The following is an 18,149-nucleotide window of genomic DNA, read 5'->3' as shown; positions in this document are numbered from 1 at the left end:
GGCGCGTGGCGGGTGGACGGGTGTGGGTGGGGCGGGTGTGGGTGGGGCGGGTGTCAGCCGAGGGTGAGGGTGATTTCGGCGACGGTGTGGTCTTGCTGGCGGGCGGTCATGCGGAAGGTGTGGGGGGTGGGGCCGGTGTGGGGGGTGGTGGTCAGGTGGACTTCGTCGTCGAGTTCGGCGAAGCGCTGGAAGGTGCCGTGCAGGTGCAGGGGCTGCGGCACGCAAGCGGCGGTGGTGTTGGTGGGGTGCAGCAGTAGGGCGCATTGGCGTGCCGCTTCGCTGAAGACCATGGCGGGGACGTGGTCGTAGGGGTGGTCGTACATGCTGCGGTTGGCGAAGGTGCGCGGGCTGAGGTGTGCGTGCAGGTGGCCGTCTTGGGTGTGGGCGCCGTCGAGGACGACGTTTTGGGGGTTGCGGCGCGCGACGTGTGCGGGGGTGAGAGGGTCCGCGGCGGGGGTGGCGGGCAGGGTGAAGGCGGTGGGGACGTCGGTGCCGCGCTGCATGCGGCGTAGTTGGTGGTACTGGTCGGTGGGGGTGCAGCTGACGTCCATGGTCAGCTTCCCCAGTGGCTTTGCGTCCAGGGTGAGTTGCATGGCGAAGACCAGTCGGCGCAGTCGGCCGCCGCGCTGCTGGGTGTGGGTGATGTGGCCGTCGATGTGGAGTTCGCCGGGGCGTTCGCCGCAGCGCAGGGCGGTGGCGTCGTCGATGTCCAGGCCCCAGGAGGTGACCATGAAGGTGGTCTCGCGCGGTACGCCCTGGTGGACGTGGGCTGCGTAGGTGACGGCCTGGCGGCAGCTTTCCAGGACCAGCAGGGTGTCGTGGTGGTCTTCGCCGCCTGGGTGGTCACGGAAGTAGCCGTGGGTGAGGGGGAGTTGGGCGGCGGCGGTGAAGTGGGTGTCGTCGGTGCGGTGGGAGTCGCAGAGGAAGACCTCCGACAGTGCCCATCGGTGTACCAGTGCGCGCGAGACGGTTTGGTCGTAGGACAGTTCGCGAGTCGGGGTGGCGGCGGGATGCTCCGCGGTCGGGGTGGGCACCGTTGCTCCGTTCGTGTGGGACGGGTGGGGCGGGTGGCAGGCGGGTGGCGGGCAGGGCGGGGCGCGGGGCGGCCGGGGCGGTCGGGGCGGGGGCCGGTGCCCCGCCCCGGGGCCGGCGGGCGCCCCCGGGGCGGGCCTGGGGGCGCCGGGCGGGGTGTGGTGGTTGCTCGGTCAGTGGTGGGTGGAGGGGGTGGGGGTGGGGCTGGGTTGGGGGGTGGGGGCTGTGGTGCGGCGGTCCATGGCGGCGGTGAGTGCGGCCAGGATCAGTCCGGCGAGGCTGACCAGGGCGCCGGCCCAGTTCAGTGCCGCGTATCCCAGGCCGGCGGCGATGATGCGGCCTCCCAGCAGGGGGCCGGCGGCGTTGGCGAGGTTGAACGCGGCGATGTTGGAGGCGGAGGCCAGCGTCGGGGCGCCGTCGGCCTTGGCCATGATCAGCATCTGCAGGGGGGCGATGGTGGCGAAGGTCGCCGCGCCGAAGAAGAAGACCGTCACGCAGGTGGCGATCTGGTTGTGGACGGTGAGGGTGAACAGGGCCAGGACCGCGACGAGGGCGGCCAGTGAGCCGCACATCGCCGTCTTGGGGGCGCGGTCGGCCAGGCGTCCGCTGACCAGGTTGCCGACGAACATGCCGACGCCGAACAGCACCATGATCATGGTGACCGCGCTGGGCTTGAACCCGGTGACGGTGGTGACCATTTCGGCGATGTAGGTGTAGGACGTCATCACGCCGCCGAAGCCGAGGACGGTGGTGAGCAGGATCAGCAGGACCTGAGGACGGCCCAGGACCCGCAGTTCGGCTTGGAGGCTTGCGCCTTCGGGGGCGGGGGTGGGGGTGAGCAGTGCGCTGATGCCGGCCAGTCCCAGGGCGCCGAAGATCACGACCATCCAAAAGGCCCATCGCCAGCCGAAGTTCTGTCCGATGAGGGTGCCCGCCGGCACGCCCAGGATCGTCGACAGGGTCAGGCCGGCGGCGACCATGGACACCGCGCGGCCCTTTTTGTTGTCGGGCACGAGCGAGGAGGCGACGACCATGGCGACGCCGAAGAACGCGCCGTGGGCGAGGGCGGAGACGACCCGGCCGACCATCAGCACGGTGTAGGTGGGGGCGAGTGCCGAGAGCAGGGTGCCGATCAGGAACAGGCCCATGAGCTGTACCAGCAGGCGTTTGCGTTCCATGCGGGCGGCCAGGACCGTCAGCAGGGGGGCGCCGACGACCACGCCCAGTGCGTAGCCGGAGACCAGCAGGCCGGCGGTGGGGATGGACACGCTGAGGTCGGTGGCGATGTCGGGCAGGATCCCGGCGATGATGAATTCGGTGACGCCGATGGCGAAACCGCTCAGGGACAGGGCGATGACGGCTATTGGCACGGGTGTGCTCCCGGGTTTATTGCGGCAGGTGGTTCTGGTGGCGCCCCCGTATGGGTGGTCAGGGGTAGATGTCGCCGGGCAGGCGGCGGTCGCCGGCCAGGGCGCGGATGTGCCAGTAGGGGTAGGGGGCGGGGCGGTCGCTTGCCTTGTCGAGCAGTTGCCGTTCGGTTTCGGTCAGCTCCCACTGGGTGGCGCCGAGGTTGTCGAGGAGCTGCTCGGGGCGGCTGGCGCCGAAGACGACCGAGGTGATGCCGGTGGCGCCCAGGACCCAGTTGAGGGCGACCTGGGCGACGGAGACGCCGCGGTCCTTGGCGATGGTCTCGGCGACGTCGACGATGTCGTGGGCCTGGTCGCGGTCGGCGAGGGGAGCGATGGAGGCCGGGCCCTGGTGGGCGAGGCGGAAGTGGGCGGGGGCTTCCCCACCGCGCGGGTACTTTCCGCTGAAGAATCCGCCGGCCAGCGGGCTCCAGACGGTGATGCCGACGCCCTGGTCGACGGCCGCCGGCACGATCTCGTGCTCCAGTTCCCTGGCGCCGAGGTTGTAGTAGCCCTGGTAGGCGGCGAAGCGGGTCAGTCCTGCGTGGTCGGAGGTGGAAAGTGCCTTCATCAGCTGCCAGCCGGAGAAGTTGGAGCAGCCGGCGTAGCGGATCTTGCCGCTGCGCACCAGGTCGTCGAGGGCGCTGAGGGTCTCGTGGAGTGAGGTGCGCGGGTCGAAGCCGTGCAGGTAGAGGACGTCGATGTAGTCGGTGTCCAGGCGGCGCAGGCTGTTTTCGACCGCTTGCAGCAGGTGGTGGCGGGAGGAGCCGGCGGAGTTGATGTCGTCGGGGTCGGTCTGGAAGCGGGCCTTGGTGGCGATGATGGAGCGGTCGCGGCGGTCTTTGAGGGCCAGGCCGAGGAGTTCCTCGCATTCGCCGTCGCGGTAGACGTCGGCGGTGTCGAAGAAGTTCACGCCGGCGTCGTGGGCGGCGTGGACCAGGCGGACGGCGTCGTCTCCGTCGTTGACGCCGAACTGGGACCAGTCGGCGCCGGGGAGCGCTCCGAAGGCCTTGGGGGTGCCCAGGGTGGCGGCTCCGAAGGAGAGCGCGGAGACCTGGAGTCCGGTGCGGCCCAAGTAGCGGTACTGCATGGTGTGTTGTCCGTTCTGTGGGGTCAGGCCCGTGGTGTCGTCAGGCCCGTGGTGCCGTCGGGCTCGTGGTGCCGTCGGGCTCGTGGTGTCGTCGGGCTCGTGATGTCGTCGGGCTCGTGGTGCCCGGGTCTGGGGTGCCCGGGTCTGGGGGTGGTGGGTCAGGGGGTGGTGGGGCGGGTGATGACGGCGCAGCCGACGGATCCTTCGGGGGCCACCGCGGTGATCACGGCGACGCGTTCGCGGTGGGTGGGGGTGGTGGGGTGGTGCCAGCGGGCGAGCAGGGCGGCAAGGGCCAGGGCGCCGGCGGCGCTGTGGGTCTCGCCGAGCGCGGTGTGCAGGTGCAGCTGCTCGGGGCCCTCGGCGCGACCGGCGGTGGGGTCGGCGTCGGGGCCGGTGGTGGGGGTGAAGGCGTGGTGCAGGGCGCGGCGCTCGACCGCGGCCCAGCCGCGCCGGCCGGTGGCGGTGGGCACCGCGATGTCCACGTCGCCGGGGGCGAGGCCGCTTTGGTGCAGGGCGTGGCGGATGCAGGCGGTCAGGCGTGCGCTGACGGCCAGGGGGCCGTGGGCGATGTCAGCGAAGCCGGTTTCGCAGGCCAGCAGTTCGGCCTGCGGCCGCGGCCGCGGCCGCGCCGATGCGGCTTCGGGGCCGTGCGCGGCGGCGTGGCCGTGCCCGCCCTGCACGGTCGCGGCCGCGTGGCCCCCACGGGCGGCGTCGTGGCGGGCGGTGGCGGTGTTGTCGTGGGCGGTGGCGGTTTCGGTGTCGTGGTGGGTGGTGGGCAGTTGCAGGGCGAAGACGGCGCCGGCTTCGCCGGGCAGGGTGTCCTCGTTCAGGGCCTTGGCGCGGTACCAGGCCCAGGCGTTGTAGGGGGAGAGCTCCTCGACGGCGCCGGCCAGGATGCGGGGGGTGTGGCCTTTGTGCAGGGCGTTGCGTGCGAAGCGCAGGGCGTGCAGGAAGGCCAGGGGGCCGCCGGAGACGGTGGCGTTGACGTCGGTCAGGCGGTGGCGGATGGCGGTGCGGCCGGCGGTGGAGTTCATCAACGTCCCCGGGAAGTCGGAGGGGTTGACGAGGTAGGGCCGCTCTTGGAGCAGGGTGTCCTGGGTGAAGGCGGCGATGGCGGAGAGGCTGCCGGCCGAGGTGCCCAGCACCACTCCGGTGGCGGCCGCCTCGGCGCCGGCGTCGTCGAGTTCGTTCAGGGCCAGTGTGCAGGCGGCCAGGCCCAGTTGCTCGGTGCGGGTCAGGCGGGCCAGGCCCTTGCGGCCCAGGATGTCGGCCGGTTCGAAGAGGGCCGGGCGCAGCCCGGTGGGCGGGTAGGGGTCCTCCCCCACGAACGCCACCGGCGCCACCGGCGCCACCGGCCCAGCCGGCCCAGCCGTCTCGGTGGGCCCGGCCGGATCGTTGGGCTCGGTGGGCACAACCGGCTCAGCCGGCCCGGCCGTCTCGGTGGGCTCGGTGGGCACAACCGGCCCGGTGGGCTCGGTGGGCACAACCGGCCCGGTGGGCTCGGTGGGCACAACCGGCCCGGTGGGTGGGGTGTGGGTGGCGTGGGCCAGGGGGGTCAGGCCCACGCCGGCGGCGCTGATCACTCCGGTGGCGACCAGGCTGATCGGGGCTGGGGCACTGGGCCGCCGGGTGGTGGCCGGGCCGGTGTGGCGGGGGGGGGTCGGGGGTGCCGGGGCCGCGGGGGTCATTGGGGTGCCACCTTTGCAAAGACGGTGACGGCGTTGTTCCCGCCGAAGGCGAAGCCGTGGTTTTGGGCGATGCGCAAGGTGGCCTCGCGTGCGGTGTTGGGGACGCAGTCCAGGCCGGGGCCCAGGGCCGGGTCGGTGTGGCGCACGGTCGCGCTGGGCGGCAGGAAACCTTCGTCCAGGGCGGTGCAGCACACCAGCGCGCCGAAGCCGGCGGCGGCTCCCATGGTGTGGCCGAGCATCGATTTGATGGAGCTGACCGGGGGCAGCCGGTCGCCGAAGGCCTCGCGCAGGGCGGCGACTTCGGTGGAGTCGTTGGCGCGGGTGCCGGTGCCGTGTGCGCAGATGTAGTCGACCTCTTCGGGTTTGATGCCGGCGTGGTGGTGGGCGCGGCGGATGCACTCGGCGATGGAGGCGGCGTCGGGGTTGGTCATGTGCTTGGCGTCGCACGTCATGCCGTAGCCCAGGACTTCGGCGTAGATGTGGGCGCCGCGGTCTTTGGCGTCGTCGAGGGGTTCGAGCAGGAGCGCTACGCCGCCTTCGGCGGTCACGATGCCGTCGCGGTGCTCGTCGAAGGGGCGGGGCAGGTCCTGGGCGAGGGCGCCCAGGCGGTGGAATCCGGCGTGGGTGGCGCGGTTGGAGGCGTCCGCGCCGCCGCACAGTACGGCGTCGGCTTCGCCGTCGGCGATGAGGTCGAAGCCGTAGCCGATGGCGTAGTTGCTTGCCGCGCAGGCGGTGCCCAGGGTCACCGTCGGGCCGCCGAGGTCGAGTTCGGCGGCGACGGCGGCGGCGATGCGTCCGGCGTCGGCCTGCTGGGCCAGGTCCGCATCCACGCCGGCGCCGCCGCGGGTGATCCACTGCCCGGTCAGCTGCTCCAGGACCTGCGCCTCGCCGTTGGTGGTGCCAAAGCAGCTGGCGGTGCGCTGTGCGGGCAGCTGTGAGGTTTTGAGGCCGGCGTCGTCGACGGCCATCCGGGCGGCTGCGGCGGCGAACTGTCCGCTGCGGCCCCAGCGGGCGGCATCGGTGCGCCGCAGGTGCTCGCGGGCGTCGAAGTCGCGGACCTCGCCGGCCAGGGTGTGCTCGAAGCCGGCGGCGTCGAACTGCTCGATGGGCGTGATGCCGCTTCGCGCGGTGCGGATCGCCTCGGTCAGCGCCCGGCGGCCCAGCCCCAGGCTGCTGACGGCGCCGAGCCCGGTGACCGCGACCCGGCGCCGGGGCTGCTCAGACACCGGCGGCCTGGGCCGGGGTGTGCTCGGCGAGCAGGGCGTAGGTGGTGGGCAGGTCGTCGAGTTCGATGACGCTGTCCTGCGGGATCTTGATCTTCAGGTCGCGTTCGAAACGGGCGTACATCTCGATCACCAGGAGCGAGTCGGCCTCGAAATCGTCGGCGAAGCTGCTCTCTTCGGTCAGGGCATCGGGATCTGCTTCGAGGACCTCGGCGACGATGGTGCGTATCTGGTCGCGCAGTTCCTCGGAAATGCCGCTCATTTCATCCCCCTTGTTCGTGGCGTGCATCATCATGACGCCGTGGTGGTATCCAGCCAAAAAGTGGTATCCAGCCGCCGACGTTGCGGCCACCGGTGGGTGGCTGTGCTGGTGGGCGTTGGTGCGGCGGCAAGATCCGTTGAAGGTCGCCGGTCAAGGCCGCTGATCTAGTCAATCCGGCGCGGGCGGCCGCGACAAGCACATCCAAAGTGGTAGCGCGATGCTCCAGCGGGTGCCCGGCGCGGTTTTCGTAGGAAGTAATTGAGCGCACCGGCCGATTTATTCACCGGGTTTTGATGCGGCTTTGATCGGCGTGCTGAAGCATGCCTGCAATGAACGCAATCGACGTGCCGGGAGCTGACGCTGTATGAAGCCGGGGATTGCGGTGGGAATCGCGGCCGCCGCGCTGTGGCTGCCCCAGGGGCGTTCTTGGGCGTCCGATGCCGTCGCACAGCGGCGGCTGACCGCCCGCGCGGCGCGGGATCTGGGGCACGACAGCGTCCCGGAGGCCGATGTCGCGCCGCCCGATGCCGCGGTGCGCGCCGGGGCCGCGGCCCTGGCCGGCGCCGGGGTCTCGGCTCAGGACGTCGAGGTGTTGGGGCATGCCTGGATGCACTACCAAGGGCATGATCTGTGGTCGCCCGCGCACTATGTGGCGCGGCGGCTGGGGGCCGTGCGGGCGCTGCCGGTGGGGATCCAGCAGGTGTGCAACGGCGGCAGTGCGGCGGTGGATCTGGTCGCGGCGCGGCTGGTGGCGGGTGCGGGCGACGGCGGGCGGCCGCGGACGGGTCTGGTGACCACCGCGGACCGTTTCGCCCCGCCCGGTTTCGACCGGTGGGGTGGTGACTACGCCGTGGCCTACGGCGACGGCGCCACGGCGGTGGTGCTGCGCTGCCCCGCCGGGCCGGGCGATGCGCTGGTGTTGCGTTCGCTGGCGACGTTCGCGGCGGTGGAGCTGGAGGAGATGCACCGCGGTGCGGATGCGTTCATGCCGGCGGCCCGTATGCAGCGCGAAAGCGTCGACATGCGCGCCACCAAACGGGCCTACCTGCACGCTTACGGTGATGAGTCGTTCACCAAGGTCAACGAGCACGCCATCCGCACGGTCGTGGCGCAGGCGCTGGACGAGGCGGGGTGGTCGGCGAACGATCCGCGGCTGCGCCGGGTGATCCTGCCGCGATTCGGCCGCAAGACCCTGGTCGAGTCGTGGATCCCGGTGCTGGCCGACTGCGTGCCGGCCACCGCGGTGGACGTGGGCCGTGCCACGGGGCACTTGGGTGCCGGTGACGCGGTGGCGGGCCTGGCTGAACTCATCGACGGCCGGATGCTCGCCGCGGGCGAGGCGGCACTGGTCTTCAGCGCCGGCGCCGGCTTCACCTGGTCCTGCCTACTGGTCCAAGCACCTCCGCAGACGTGACGGGCGCAGACGTGGCGAACGTCGGCGTGACGAATGTCGGCGTAGCGAGCGCTGGCGTGACGCACGTCGGCGTGACGAGCTCAGACGTGGCGAGCGCCGGCGTGACGAGCGCAGACGTGGCGAGCGCCGGCGTGACGAACGCTGGCGTGACGAACGCTGGCGTGATGAGCGCCGGGCGCGGGACGTGTGAGGGCGTGGCGTGTGGGGTGGCCGGGTGATGTGGCCCGGTCAGAGCCGGGCGGTGTGGCCCGGTGAGAGCCGGGCGGTGTGGGACGTCGGGCGGTTCACGCCGGGCGAATGCGATCGGCCGGGCGATGGACGCCCGGCCAAGGAAGGAAACATGTCCCGTTCTGTGTTTGTCACCGGCGGAAACCGCGGCATCGGACTGGCCGTGGCCCGCGCCATGGCCGAAGACGGCGACCGGGTGGCGGTCGGCTACCGCACCGGCCCCGCCCCCGAAGGGCTCCTCGCAGTGCCCTGCGAAGTGCGCGACCAGGCCTCCGTCGATGCCGCCCTGGCCACCATCGACAAGGAACACGGCCCCGTGGAGGTCCTGGTCGCCAACGCCGGAATCACCCGCGACACCCTGCTGCTGCGCATGGACGACGCCACCTTCGACGAGGTACTGGAGACCAACCTCAAGGGCGTCTTTCGCACCGTGCGGGCAGCCGCCGGCGGCATGCTGGCCGCACGCCGCGGCCGGATCGTACTGCTCTCCTCCGCGCTGGGCTTCCTCGGCTCCCCCGGCCAGACCAACTACGCAGCCGCCAAGACCGCACTGCTGGGCTTTTGCCGCTCCCTGGCCTGGGAACTGGGACCACGCAACATCACCGTCAACCTGGTCGCACCCGGCATCATCGACACCGACATGACCACCTCCCTGACCGACCGGCGGATGCGCGAGGTGATGCGGATGACACCGATGGGCCGCCCCGGCACCGCCGACGAAGTCGCCGCGGCCGTACGGTTCCTGGCCGGGGAGTCGGCCGGATACATCACCGGTGCCGTCCTGCCCGTGGGCGGCGGCATCGGGATGGGCATCTGAAGGCGGCACCGGCCGATGACGGGCGAGTGCGCACCGCACACACACCAGGGCGCACCCGCCCACACCCCCCAACACCCCCCACTGCGCCACGCCGACATGGCGGCGCTGGATGTGTGGGACCGCGGCCCCTCCCCCGGCCGCACCCAACGCATGGCCCGCATCATGCAGGCACTGACCACCGCATGGCTGACACCGCTGGGCATCACCGCACACCTCACCGACGGCGGTGCCACCTTGATCCTCACCAGCCACGAAGCCGCCCGCCTGCACGCCGCGGCCTCCTTCGCCGACGCCCCCACCCCCCTGATGCACCTCACCGGCCCAACCGAACTGCGCATCACCCCCCGCGCCCCCCACGGCCAGCACACCCAACTATGGGAAGTCCTCGCCGAACTACGCGACGCAGCAGCCACCTCAGCCGGCCTGGCCCCCACCTCCTTCACCCCCCACGTGCCCTACGACACCGGACCAGAGCCCGACTGACCAACCCGATCAGCCCAGACCATCACCCACCCCGATCGGCTCGGACCATCGCCCACCGACACCGACCCGCCACAGCCCAGGCCATCGCCCCACCGAACGCCAACCCGCCACAGCCCAGGCCATCGCCCGCCCCGACGGCCGGGCAAGCCTGCCGGCCGGCCGCGCCCCCCTGCGGGCTGTCAGAACCCACGAGCCACCAAGACCACTCCACAACCTCCCCAGGCACTCACACCCCCGGCCCAGCACAAAGGAGGCGAAGTGAAGTGAAGCGAGGTGAGGCGGGGTGGGGTGGGGTGAGGCGGGATGAGGTGAGGCGGGGTGAGGTGGGGGGGAGGTTTTGCCGAACGGTCGACCAACTGCGCGTCGTCCTGCCGTACCGTCGCCGCATCCCTTGATCACGACTGCGGGCGTCCGCGGCGGCCCTACGGCCCGGCCGGACAGCCCGCCAGGAGGCATGCATGAACACCAACGCCGTCGACCTACCGAGCACCGCCGCCGAACTGCCCGACGCCTGGAGTTCGCTCCTGCTCGGGCACATCGGGCGCGCCGGGATCAAGGTGCTACGGATGGACGGACGCGCCCTGGCACCGGAATCCCATGACACAGCGGAAGCACTGCTGGTCGTGGACGGACAACTGCAACTGGTGGCCGACGGCACCGAAGTCGCCGTGCACGCAGGCGAGATGCACCTCATCGAGGCAGGCGTTGTACATGCCGTACGCCCGGGCAGCACAGGCACCCTCGTCATCATCGACCACACCCCACACCCAACCCAGGCCAGAGCGTGACCACAACATCCCACCGGTCCACCGGGCCCGCCCCGGCCCAGGCCCAGGCCCAGGCCCAGGCAGAGTGTGACCACAACACCCCACTGGCCCGCCCGGCCCGCCCGGCGCGCCGCGGCTCAGTCAGGCGGTGTCCGCGACACCCCGTCCGGGCCGCGACGCCCGGCACGGCCCTCCCCACGCCGGCCGCCGCGGTGTGCCATCGGGCCTCAAGAGTCGAGTACGGCGGCGACGGCCTCGATCTCGACGAGCTGGTCCTTGTAGCCGAGCACAGTGACGCCCATCAAGGTGCTGGGAACGTCATGGTCAGCGAACGAGTCCCGAACCACCTGCCAGGCAGCCACCAGATCCTCCCGCCGGGCCGATGCGACGAGAACCCTTGTACTGATGACGTCTTGGAGTGACGCGCCGGCAGCCGTGAGAGCAGTCTGCATGTTCTCGACAGCTTTCAGCGCCTGACCCGCGTAGTCCCCGATCGCCGCCGTCGAGCCGTCGTCGTTGAGGGGACACGCACCGGCGAGGAAGACCAGACGGGAGTCGGCGGGCGCCGTGGCCGCGTAAGCGTACTCGGCGGCGTCAAAGAGGGATGCGGAGCGGATCAAAGTGATGGCACGAGCCACGATCGTCGGGTCCTTTCCCATCGAGTGGTGAGCGCCGACATCCTGCCAACGACCCGTTGGCACCCGCCTTCTCTTTTCTCACCGCTCCCACGGCAACGCCGTCATTTGTGGTCGACAAGCGTGGACCGGGTGATCACCAACTGACTTCGAACCGTCGAGAACGCTGTTGGTAGAGGTCAACGAAGCCACGCGGGCCGATCCGGTCGGGCAGGTCACGCACGCCCTGAGCGCCGGTCCGCACCCGGTGCACGATCCCCGTCGATCACCTTGCGCGATCACCTGCCGCGATCACCTGCCGGTGGCCCCTTCACCGACCACGACGCCTGTCGCGCACCGGCAGAACGCCTCGTAGCCGTTCCCTCCGCGTCACTCGGATCACCCGCCCATGCCCAGAGCAACCGCCCGGGCCCAGGCAGTCACATGATCGACCGGACAGGTCCTCGCCAGGATGGGGCGCATCTGGTCACGGGGCGGGGAGGGTGGAGGTGGCGATCCGGCCCAGGAGAGTGGCAAGTTGCCGGGGCATGGACAAGAACGGCGAGTGGCTGCTCGGCAACCGGTGGACAACGTCGGCGCGCGTGGCGAGCTCGTGTTGCCGGGCCGGTGCGAGCGCCTGGTCGCGGTCGCAGACGACGTAGCTGGAGGGCACGGTGCGCCATCCTGCCGTGGTCACCTTCTGCGTGAAAGACCGTAGGCTCTGCGGGCGCAGCCGCGCCACGGCACGGGCGGCATCGGCCTCGGGCACGTCGTCGAAGAGTATCCGCCGGGCGTCCTCGTACGGCGGGGCGTAATCCGTGCCCTCGCCGGTGCCCACGTCCGTGCCCTCGCCGGTGCCCACGTCCGTGCCCTCGCCGGTGCCCGCGTCCGTGCCGTCGTCGGGCGCGGGCTTTTGGAGGAACGTGAAGACGCTCTCACCCACGTCCAGTTGGAAAGCGGCGAGGTACACCACCTGTACCACGTTCGCAGCATCGGCGATGGCTTGCGTGGTGGGGACGCCGCCGTAGGAGTGGGCGATCACCACCACCGGGCCGTCGATGCGCCGCAGGCTGTCGCGGATGGCGTCCGCGTCGTCCAGCATGCCCACCGGCCCGGCGCCGTCGGGCCGGCCGGCCGGGGGGTTGGCGCTGGGCAGGTCGATGGCGTGGGAGGGCCAACCGTCGGCGTCGAGCGCGGCGCGTAGCAGGTCCCAGCACCAGGCTCCGTGCCAGCCTCCGTGGACCAGCAGGAAGGTCGGTCGGCGGGTGTCGGCGTTCATGTGCGGTACCTCCGTTGTCCGAACTGCGGATAGCGCTAGACCGTGACGCAAGACTGTGACGCAAGACTGTGACGCGAGACCGTGGCGCGAGCTTGTGCGCGGAGCGGGCCGCCGCGCCCTTGGGTTGCGGGCCGAGTGGCCGCACTCAGGGCTCCCGACGGTACCGCGCGGCCTCTGCACCATCGACGGCCGGATCGCACGTCCGTATCGCGCGTCGGGGCTGGCCGACTCGCGCGCCCGGCTCGCACGGCCGGCTCGCGTGTCCGTATCGCGTGTCCGGCTTGCGCGTCGGGGTGGGGCCGGCTCGCGCGCCCGGCTCGGGCGTCCGGCTCTCGTGTCCGGATCGCGTGTCCGGCTTGCGCGTCGGGGGTGGGGCCGGCTCGCGTGTCGGGGGCCGGCTCGTCAGCGTGGTCGACTGGGCGCGGTTAGGGGGATGTGGGCTGGGGGGGAAGGTGTTTGGGGGCGGTGGCGGGGGGTGCGATCAGGCCCATCTCCACGGCCTTGTTGGCCGCTTCGACGCGTGAGCCGGTCCCCAGCTTCTCGAAGATGTTGCGCATATGGCGTTTGACGGTTCCCTCGGTGATCTCCAGGCGCCGTGCGATGCGGTAGTTGCTGAACCCGTGCGCGGCCAGTTCGACGACCTGCAGCTCCCTGGGGGACAGCAGACCCGCACCCTGGCCGGCCGGGGCGGTCAGGCTGTGGGCCAGCAGCGAGAGGGTGACCCTGCTGCCCAAGGTGCAGGCATCGCGCACGGCGGCCGCCAACGCCTGGTGGGTGACGGTCTTGTGGAGGAAGCCGCGGATGTCCAAAGGCAGCAGCGCCTGCACCAGACGCGGGTCGTCATGCATCGTCAGCACCAAGATCCGCACCCCCGGCACGGCCTGCTGCAGGGCCCGCACCGTGGCGGGCGGATTGTGGTTTCCGGGCATCTCGATGTCCAGCAGCACCACCTGCGGCTCCAGCTCGGCGGCCAGGCGCAGCGTCTCCTCGACGTCGCCGGCCATCCCCACCACCTCGAAGTCGGGTTCGGTGGCCAGCAGTTCGGCCAGGGCGCTGCGCAGCAGCGTGTGATCGTCGGCGATCAGGATGCGGATCGGTCCCATGTCTCCCCCTCGGATGACTGGCTGCGGTGGGGCAGCGGCAGCCACAACAGCATCCGTGTCCCCTCCCCCGGGCTGCTCAGCAGCAGGCACCGTCCCTGAAGCTGCGCGGCCCGCTCGCGCATCGCCGACAGTCCGCCGCCGCAGTTGGCGACCTCGTCGTAGACGAAGCCGCGGCCGTCGTCGCTGGCCTGGACATCGACCCGTTGCGGGCCCAGCCGGATCTCGATGGTGATGCGGGCCGGGTCGGCGTGGGTGAAGGCGTTGCGGAGGAATTCCCGCAGGATCAAAAACAGTTCCGTGCGGTGGGCCTCGGGCAGCCAGGCGTCGTCGCCGTGGACGGCGATGCGTACCGGCACCTCGCAGAAGTTCAAGTCCTCGGCGCACGCCAGCAACGCCTGGCGGATGTCGGTGTGTGCGGGCTGGGCGCGCAGTCCGGAGACCAGGGAGCGGGTGAAGTCGGTCGCCGACTCCAGCGAGGCCCTGATCGCGGCGAGGTGACGTTGCCCGGGGGCGGCCGGCGCGGGTTGGGCGGTCAGCTCGAACAGTTCCAGCCGCCGAAAGGCCAGCGCCAGGCTGTTGCCCAGGTGGTCGTGGATGTCGCGGGCCAGCCGGGCCCGGTCATCGCCGTTGGCCCGCCCGATCTCCTGCAGCAGGTGCGCCTCGTAGCTGAGGACGGCGGCCTGGGTGCGGCGGGCGGCGATGTGCGAGATGACCTGCGCGGCGCGCACCCCCACCGTCGCGCGCAGCGCCGCGCTCTCGCCTTCGATCAGCTCCAAGACCGTTTCCAGGGCGGTGGTCTTGAGGTTTTCGACCGCGCACAGCGAGTCGATCAGCCGGGCCCGGGCCATGGCGCGGCGGGCGCCGAGGGAGGAGGAGAACACCAACTCCGTGTCCTGCTCGCCGCCCGCCGCGGACAGGGGCAGGGGGGTGTGGGGTGGGGTGTTGAGGGCGTGGGCGCAGTCGGTCAGGATCAGTTCGGCGTGCGCGCGGGTGTCCTCCCACAGGTCGCCTTGGGTGCCCAGGGGGTTGGATTCCGCGCGCAGCGCCGCGCGATATCGGGCCAGCACAGTCGGTATTTCACGCTTCAAACGGTCCCCTAAAGGGCACGTCGATGAATACCCACTCTGCATGAAAGTCCCCGTTTTCCTTCGCATACCGTGCAGCGCAGCCACTATGCGCACTCTCGGCAGGAGCGTAACACGACCGCCGCGGACTTGAACTTTCCTTTACTTTGCCTTTTCCGCGTCAAGAACGGTTGCATGCCGGGGCGTTGCCCGCTTAACTCGGCTCGCCCGACTTCCCCATAAGCTCGCTTATCACGTCGGAGAGTTCCGGATCGAAAGGCGATGAGACCGCCGCCACCACACCGTCCGGCCGCACCAACGCCGCACACGGTTTGCTCACCCGCAGCAAGGAATGCGCCCGACTGTCACTGCCCTCGACCACCACCACCTCAAGGCCCTCGGCGTGCTCCTTGCGCACCCCCTCCACCCACGCCCGCAACCGCTCACCATCGCGCTCGGCCGTGCCGGCGAACACCACCAGCACCCCACCCGTCCCACACAGCGCATCCCGCAGCCACCCGCCACCGGCCAACGGCACATCCACCAACCGCCGCCCCGCCCGAATCCGCCCCACACGCTGCCGCGGCACCGGATACGTGAACGTCAACTGCGCCTGACGCGGCACCACCACCCGATTCAACGCCCCACTGGCCTCCCCCACCGCCAACGCCGCATCCCGCACCCGCGCCTTGACACCCCCCATCATCCACATCCGCGTCTGACGATCCGTATCACTCACCACCGCCCGCGCCACCCCCAACCGCTCAGCCTCCCACTGACGCAACACACCCCGACCCAAACGCCCCTGAACCACCCCCGCAAGCCGCCACCCCAACGACGCGGCATCCTCCATCCCCGTATTCAAACCCTGACCACCCGCCGGCGAATGAATATGCGCCGCATCCCCCGCCAACAACACCCGCCCCACACACAACCGATCCACCATCTTGCGATGCACCCGAAACACACCCGTCCGCTGCTCACCCACCAACTCCACCGGCACCGCACACCGCTCAGAAGCCGCCGCCTGCACCACCGCCCGCGCATCCACCACCTCACCCCCCGACGGCACACTCACAAACGTCCGATACAACCCACCCGGCAAACCCACCACCACCAACACACCCGCCGACGTCATGAAGTAATGCACCTCATCATGCGCCAACGACGTCTTCACCTCCCCATCAGCCAACAAAAACGTCTGCTCATAAGAACTCCCCGCAAAATCCACCCCCAACAACCCACGCACCGAACTATGCGCCCCATCACACCCCACCACCCAACCAAAACACTCCCGCTCCACCACACCACCAACACCGGCACCCACACCAGCACCAGCACCAGCACCAGCACCAGCACCAAAGCCCACACCGGAACCCGCACCACCAGCAAAACCAGCACCAAAGCCCACACCGGAACCCGCACCACCAGCAAAACCAGCACCAAAGCCCACGCCGGAACCCGCACCGGTACTGGCTACGCCGGCACCGGCGTGGCGGCGGAATTCCACCTCCACACCCGAAGCACCCTGCACCAAACCCACAACCTCCACACCAAACTCAATCTCACCCCCCAACCCCAAAAACGCCTCCCGCAACACACCCTCCGTCACCGCCTGCGGAACCGACAACGCAAACGGAAAACGCGTCCCCCGCAACCCCCCAAACACCAACCGCGCCACCCGACGCCGCTCCGAATGATAATTCTGCGCACGCAACACCAAACCCCGCGAAACCACCTCACCCCCCAACCCCAACCGCCCCAACACCTCAACCCCCCGCGGCCACAACGCAATCGCCTTCGAATGCGGCGACGGCCGCACCCCACAATCCACCAACCGCACCCCCACCCCCCGCCGCAACAACTCCAACCCCACCACCAAACCCACCGGCCCAGCACCCACCACCAACACCCGCGAACCCACACCCACACCAAAAACCGACACCACAACCACCCTCCACAACCACCAACACACCAAAACCAACCACACACAAAGACACACCGGACTACACACTTAGAGGCATTGCGCTACGCACATCAGCGCACGCCGCAGACACACCGGTACACGCCTTAGACACACCGGCACATGCCGTGCGAGGCAACGACCCCACCGGCAGCCGCAATCCGTGTTTGGATCCGAGCCATCACCGGCCATCCACCCGACACACGGGGGCATCAACAACCCATGACCGACGAGCTGAGCTTCACCGTCCTCGGACCACTGCACATCACCCAAGGCGGCCACACCCACGCACCCCGCGGCCCCAAAATCAGCAAACTCCTCGCCCTGCTCCTCCTACGAGCAGGTCAACTCGTCGACACCGACACACTCATCGACGAGCTATGGGAAACAGACCCACCACGACACGCAATCAGCACTGTCCGCACCCACATCTACCACCTACGCCACCAACTCAAGAACCACCCCGGAAATCACAACGACCAGACCCAGCATCTTCTCGAAACCCGTCCCCGCGGCTACATCCTCAACGCCCCGCCCTACACGATCGACGCCGCTCAATTCACCACCCTCCACGCCCAGGCCCGTCATCAGATCGCCAACAACCAACCCCACCAAGCCGCCCATACCGCTCACGCAGCGCTCGCTCTCTGGAAAGGGCCGGCCCTCGCCAACACCCCGGCCGGCACTCACCTAACCGCCCACAAGCAGCATCTCGAAGAGCAGCGCATTCAAACCCTCGACATTCACATCAACGCCAAACTGAAACTCGGCCACCACCGAGAAATCCTCCCCCAACTCCGCCAACTCACCACCACCCACCCCCTCAACGAACAATTCCACACCTACCTGATAGAAACCCTCCACCACACCGGTCGCCGCGCCGAAGCCCTCACTGCCTACCACCAGCTACAGCACACCCTCCACAGCGAACTCGGGCTCCAACCCACTCCCACCCAACACCATCTCCAACACATCCTCCTCGCCAACTAAGGACATCCCCCGCACTCACCACCAAAAGCCCGACACTTCACCGGACGCAGCCCCGCCGGATAGACCCACACCGCAGGACTTCGATAAACGTCCCGTCCCGCCCACCCCCGCGCCCTGTCAACCGAACCCGCCCGCAAACCCAGACCAACGGCACCCCGAACAGGCGCAATATCAGCCATCTTCACCACTCCTTTCCGCCGCCCACCTTCACACCGCGCCATAAAAGCCCGATCAAACGACGGGGAAATCAACCCCGGACAAGTAGCAACGGAACACTCGACTACTCATACCGGCCAGCCCGCCTACTACTTGCGAAACAGCTGACCGCCGCCGGAGCAGCGGTACGACTGCCCGAACAGCCCGGTCCGCTACCGGCATTGACTGCGCGGGCCGGCCACATCCTGAGGGCCGCCTCCGAGGACACCGTGCCTGGTCGCGCGGCACGACCCTGTGTCAGTCAGGGCGCCGAGGTCCACTAGGGTCGTCACGACGTCCAGGCAAGGAATCGGGGGGCACGCGTTGCCACACAAGACGGACATCATCGCGGCTACCACGCTCGTGCTGGCATTGTTCGTGGTCCTTTTCAGCAGCGCCGGCATGCCCAAGGGCATCGGCGTACGCCAGGAGGGAAATGGCGTGCTGCAGATGCGGCCGGGCGAGGTCATGATGATCGGTAAGGACGCCTTCGTCCTGGAAGAGCACCACTGACCTGCCGAACGGTCGAAA

At 69.9% G+C, this 18,149-nt stretch carries 17 protein-coding genes; 6 read left to right on the top strand and 11 right to left on the bottom strand.

From position 1 onward, the window contains the following. Positions 1-53 precede the first annotated feature (53 nt). The 6 genes from AC0680_RS18250 to AC0680_RS18225 form a co-directional block, all read right to left on the bottom strand. Positions 54-1,034, bottom strand: coding sequence for an AfsA-related hotdog domain-containing protein (locus AC0680_RS18250; protein WP_478629630.1), 981 nt, complete (start codon positions 1,032-1,034; stop codon positions 54-56). Between the two features lie 171 nt (positions 1,035-1,205). Next, the gene (locus tag AC0680_RS18245) at positions 1,206-2,402 is read right to left on the bottom strand and encodes an MFS transporter (RefSeq protein WP_478629628.1); all 1,197 of its coding nucleotides are present in this window, start codon (positions 2,400-2,402) and stop codon (positions 1,206-1,208) included. A 58-nt stretch (positions 2,403-2,460) separates the two neighbouring features. Beyond that, positions 2,461-3,528 (bottom strand): aldo/keto reductase, encoded by a 1,068-nt coding sequence (locus AC0680_RS18240; protein ID WP_478629625.1) that lies wholly within the window; start codon positions 3,526-3,528, stop codon positions 2,461-2,463. Positions 3,529-3,686: 158 nt separating this feature from the next. Beyond that, positions 3,687-5,216 carry a beta-ketoacyl synthase N-terminal-like domain-containing protein gene (locus tag AC0680_RS18235; protein ID WP_478629622.1) on the bottom strand — a complete coding sequence of 510 codons (1,530 nt, stop codon included), beginning with the start codon at positions 5,214-5,216 and terminating at the stop codon, positions 3,687-3,689. Next, positions 5,213-6,442, bottom strand: a complete 1,230-nt coding sequence (locus AC0680_RS18230) for a beta-ketoacyl-[acyl-carrier-protein] synthase family protein (RefSeq protein ID WP_478629620.1) — start codon at positions 6,440-6,442, stop codon at positions 5,213-5,215. The genes AC0680_RS18235 and AC0680_RS18230 overlap by 4 nt, the downstream gene beginning before the upstream one ends. Further along, complete coding sequence (locus AC0680_RS18225) at positions 6,435-6,701, bottom strand: acyl carrier protein (protein WP_478629617.1); 267 nt, start codon at positions 6,699-6,701, stop codon at positions 6,435-6,437. Before AC0680_RS18225 ends, AC0680_RS18230 begins: the two co-directional genes overlap by 8 nt. A gap of 364 nt (positions 6,702-7,065) precedes the next feature. Here AC0680_RS18225 and AC0680_RS18220 point away from each other — a divergent pair, with 364 nt between their 5' ends. The 4 genes from AC0680_RS18220 to AC0680_RS18205 all read left to right on the top strand — a co-directional run bounded on the left by AC0680_RS18220 (position 7,066) and on the right by AC0680_RS18205 (position 10,431). Further along, positions 7,066-8,115 (top strand): 3-oxoacyl-[acyl-carrier-protein] synthase III C-terminal domain-containing protein, encoded by a 1,050-nt coding sequence (locus tag AC0680_RS18220; protein WP_478629615.1) that lies wholly within the window; start codon positions 7,066-7,068, stop codon positions 8,113-8,115. Positions 8,116-8,455: 340 nt separating this feature from the next. After that, positions 8,456-9,160: an SDR family oxidoreductase gene (locus tag AC0680_RS18215; RefSeq protein ID WP_478629614.1), complete on the top strand. Its 705-nt coding sequence runs from the start codon at positions 8,456-8,458 to the stop codon at positions 9,158-9,160. A 15-nt stretch (positions 9,161-9,175) separates the two neighbouring features. Next, the gene (locus tag AC0680_RS18210) at positions 9,176-9,643 is read left to right on the top strand and encodes a hypothetical protein (RefSeq protein ID WP_478629612.1); all 468 of its coding nucleotides are present in this window, start codon (positions 9,176-9,178) and stop codon (positions 9,641-9,643) included. A gap of 458 nt (positions 9,644-10,101) precedes the next feature. Next, positions 10,102-10,431: a cupin domain-containing protein gene (locus tag AC0680_RS18205; protein ID WP_478629610.1), complete on the top strand. Its 330-nt coding sequence runs from the start codon at positions 10,102-10,104 to the stop codon at positions 10,429-10,431. Positions 10,432-10,637: 206 nt separating this feature from the next. Here AC0680_RS18205 and AC0680_RS18200 read toward each other — a convergent pair whose 3' ends face one another. The 5 genes from AC0680_RS18200 to AC0680_RS18180 form a co-directional block, all read right to left on the bottom strand. Continuing rightward, positions 10,638-11,048, bottom strand: coding sequence for a RidA family protein (locus AC0680_RS18200; protein ID WP_478629608.1), 411 nt, complete (start codon positions 11,046-11,048; stop codon positions 10,638-10,640). Between the two features lie 463 nt (positions 11,049-11,511). Continuing rightward, positions 11,512-12,303, bottom strand: a complete 792-nt coding sequence (locus AC0680_RS18195) for an alpha/beta fold hydrolase (RefSeq protein ID WP_478629606.1) — start codon at positions 12,301-12,303, stop codon at positions 11,512-11,514. A 425-nt stretch (positions 12,304-12,728) separates the two neighbouring features. Continuing rightward, positions 12,729-13,406: a response regulator gene (locus tag AC0680_RS18190; RefSeq protein WP_478629604.1), complete on the bottom strand. Its 678-nt coding sequence runs from the start codon at positions 13,404-13,406 to the stop codon at positions 12,729-12,731. After that, on the bottom strand, positions 13,385-14,473 hold the full coding sequence (locus AC0680_RS18185; protein WP_478629603.1) for a sensor histidine kinase: 1,089 nt from the start codon (positions 14,471-14,473) through the stop codon (positions 13,385-13,387). Before AC0680_RS18185 ends, AC0680_RS18190 begins: the two co-directional genes overlap by 22 nt. Positions 14,474-14,684: 211 nt before the next feature. Further along, on the bottom strand, positions 14,685-16,373 hold the full coding sequence (locus tag AC0680_RS18180; protein ID WP_478629745.1) for an FAD-dependent monooxygenase: 1,689 nt from the start codon (positions 16,371-16,373) through the stop codon (positions 14,685-14,687). 282 nt (positions 16,374-16,655) lie between these two features. On the opposite strand from AC0680_RS18180, the gene AC0680_RS18175 reads away from it, so the two are divergent. Both AC0680_RS18175 and AC0680_RS18170 read left to right on the top strand, forming a co-directional pair. Then, positions 16,656-17,423, top strand: a complete 768-nt coding sequence (locus AC0680_RS18175) for an AfsR/SARP family transcriptional regulator (protein ID WP_478629601.1) — start codon at positions 16,656-16,658, stop codon at positions 17,421-17,423. Positions 17,424-17,942: 519 nt separating this feature from the next. Beyond that, complete coding sequence (locus AC0680_RS18170) at positions 17,943-18,131, top strand: hypothetical protein (RefSeq protein WP_478629598.1); 189 nt, start codon at positions 17,943-17,945, stop codon at positions 18,129-18,131. Positions 18,132-18,149: the final 18 nt, after the last annotated feature.

It is taken from the genome of Streptomyces sp. NPDC043738 (assembly GCF_056436545.1).
Note: the sequence above shows the minus strand (reverse complement) of the source record. Positions and strands in the feature narration are given on the sequence as shown.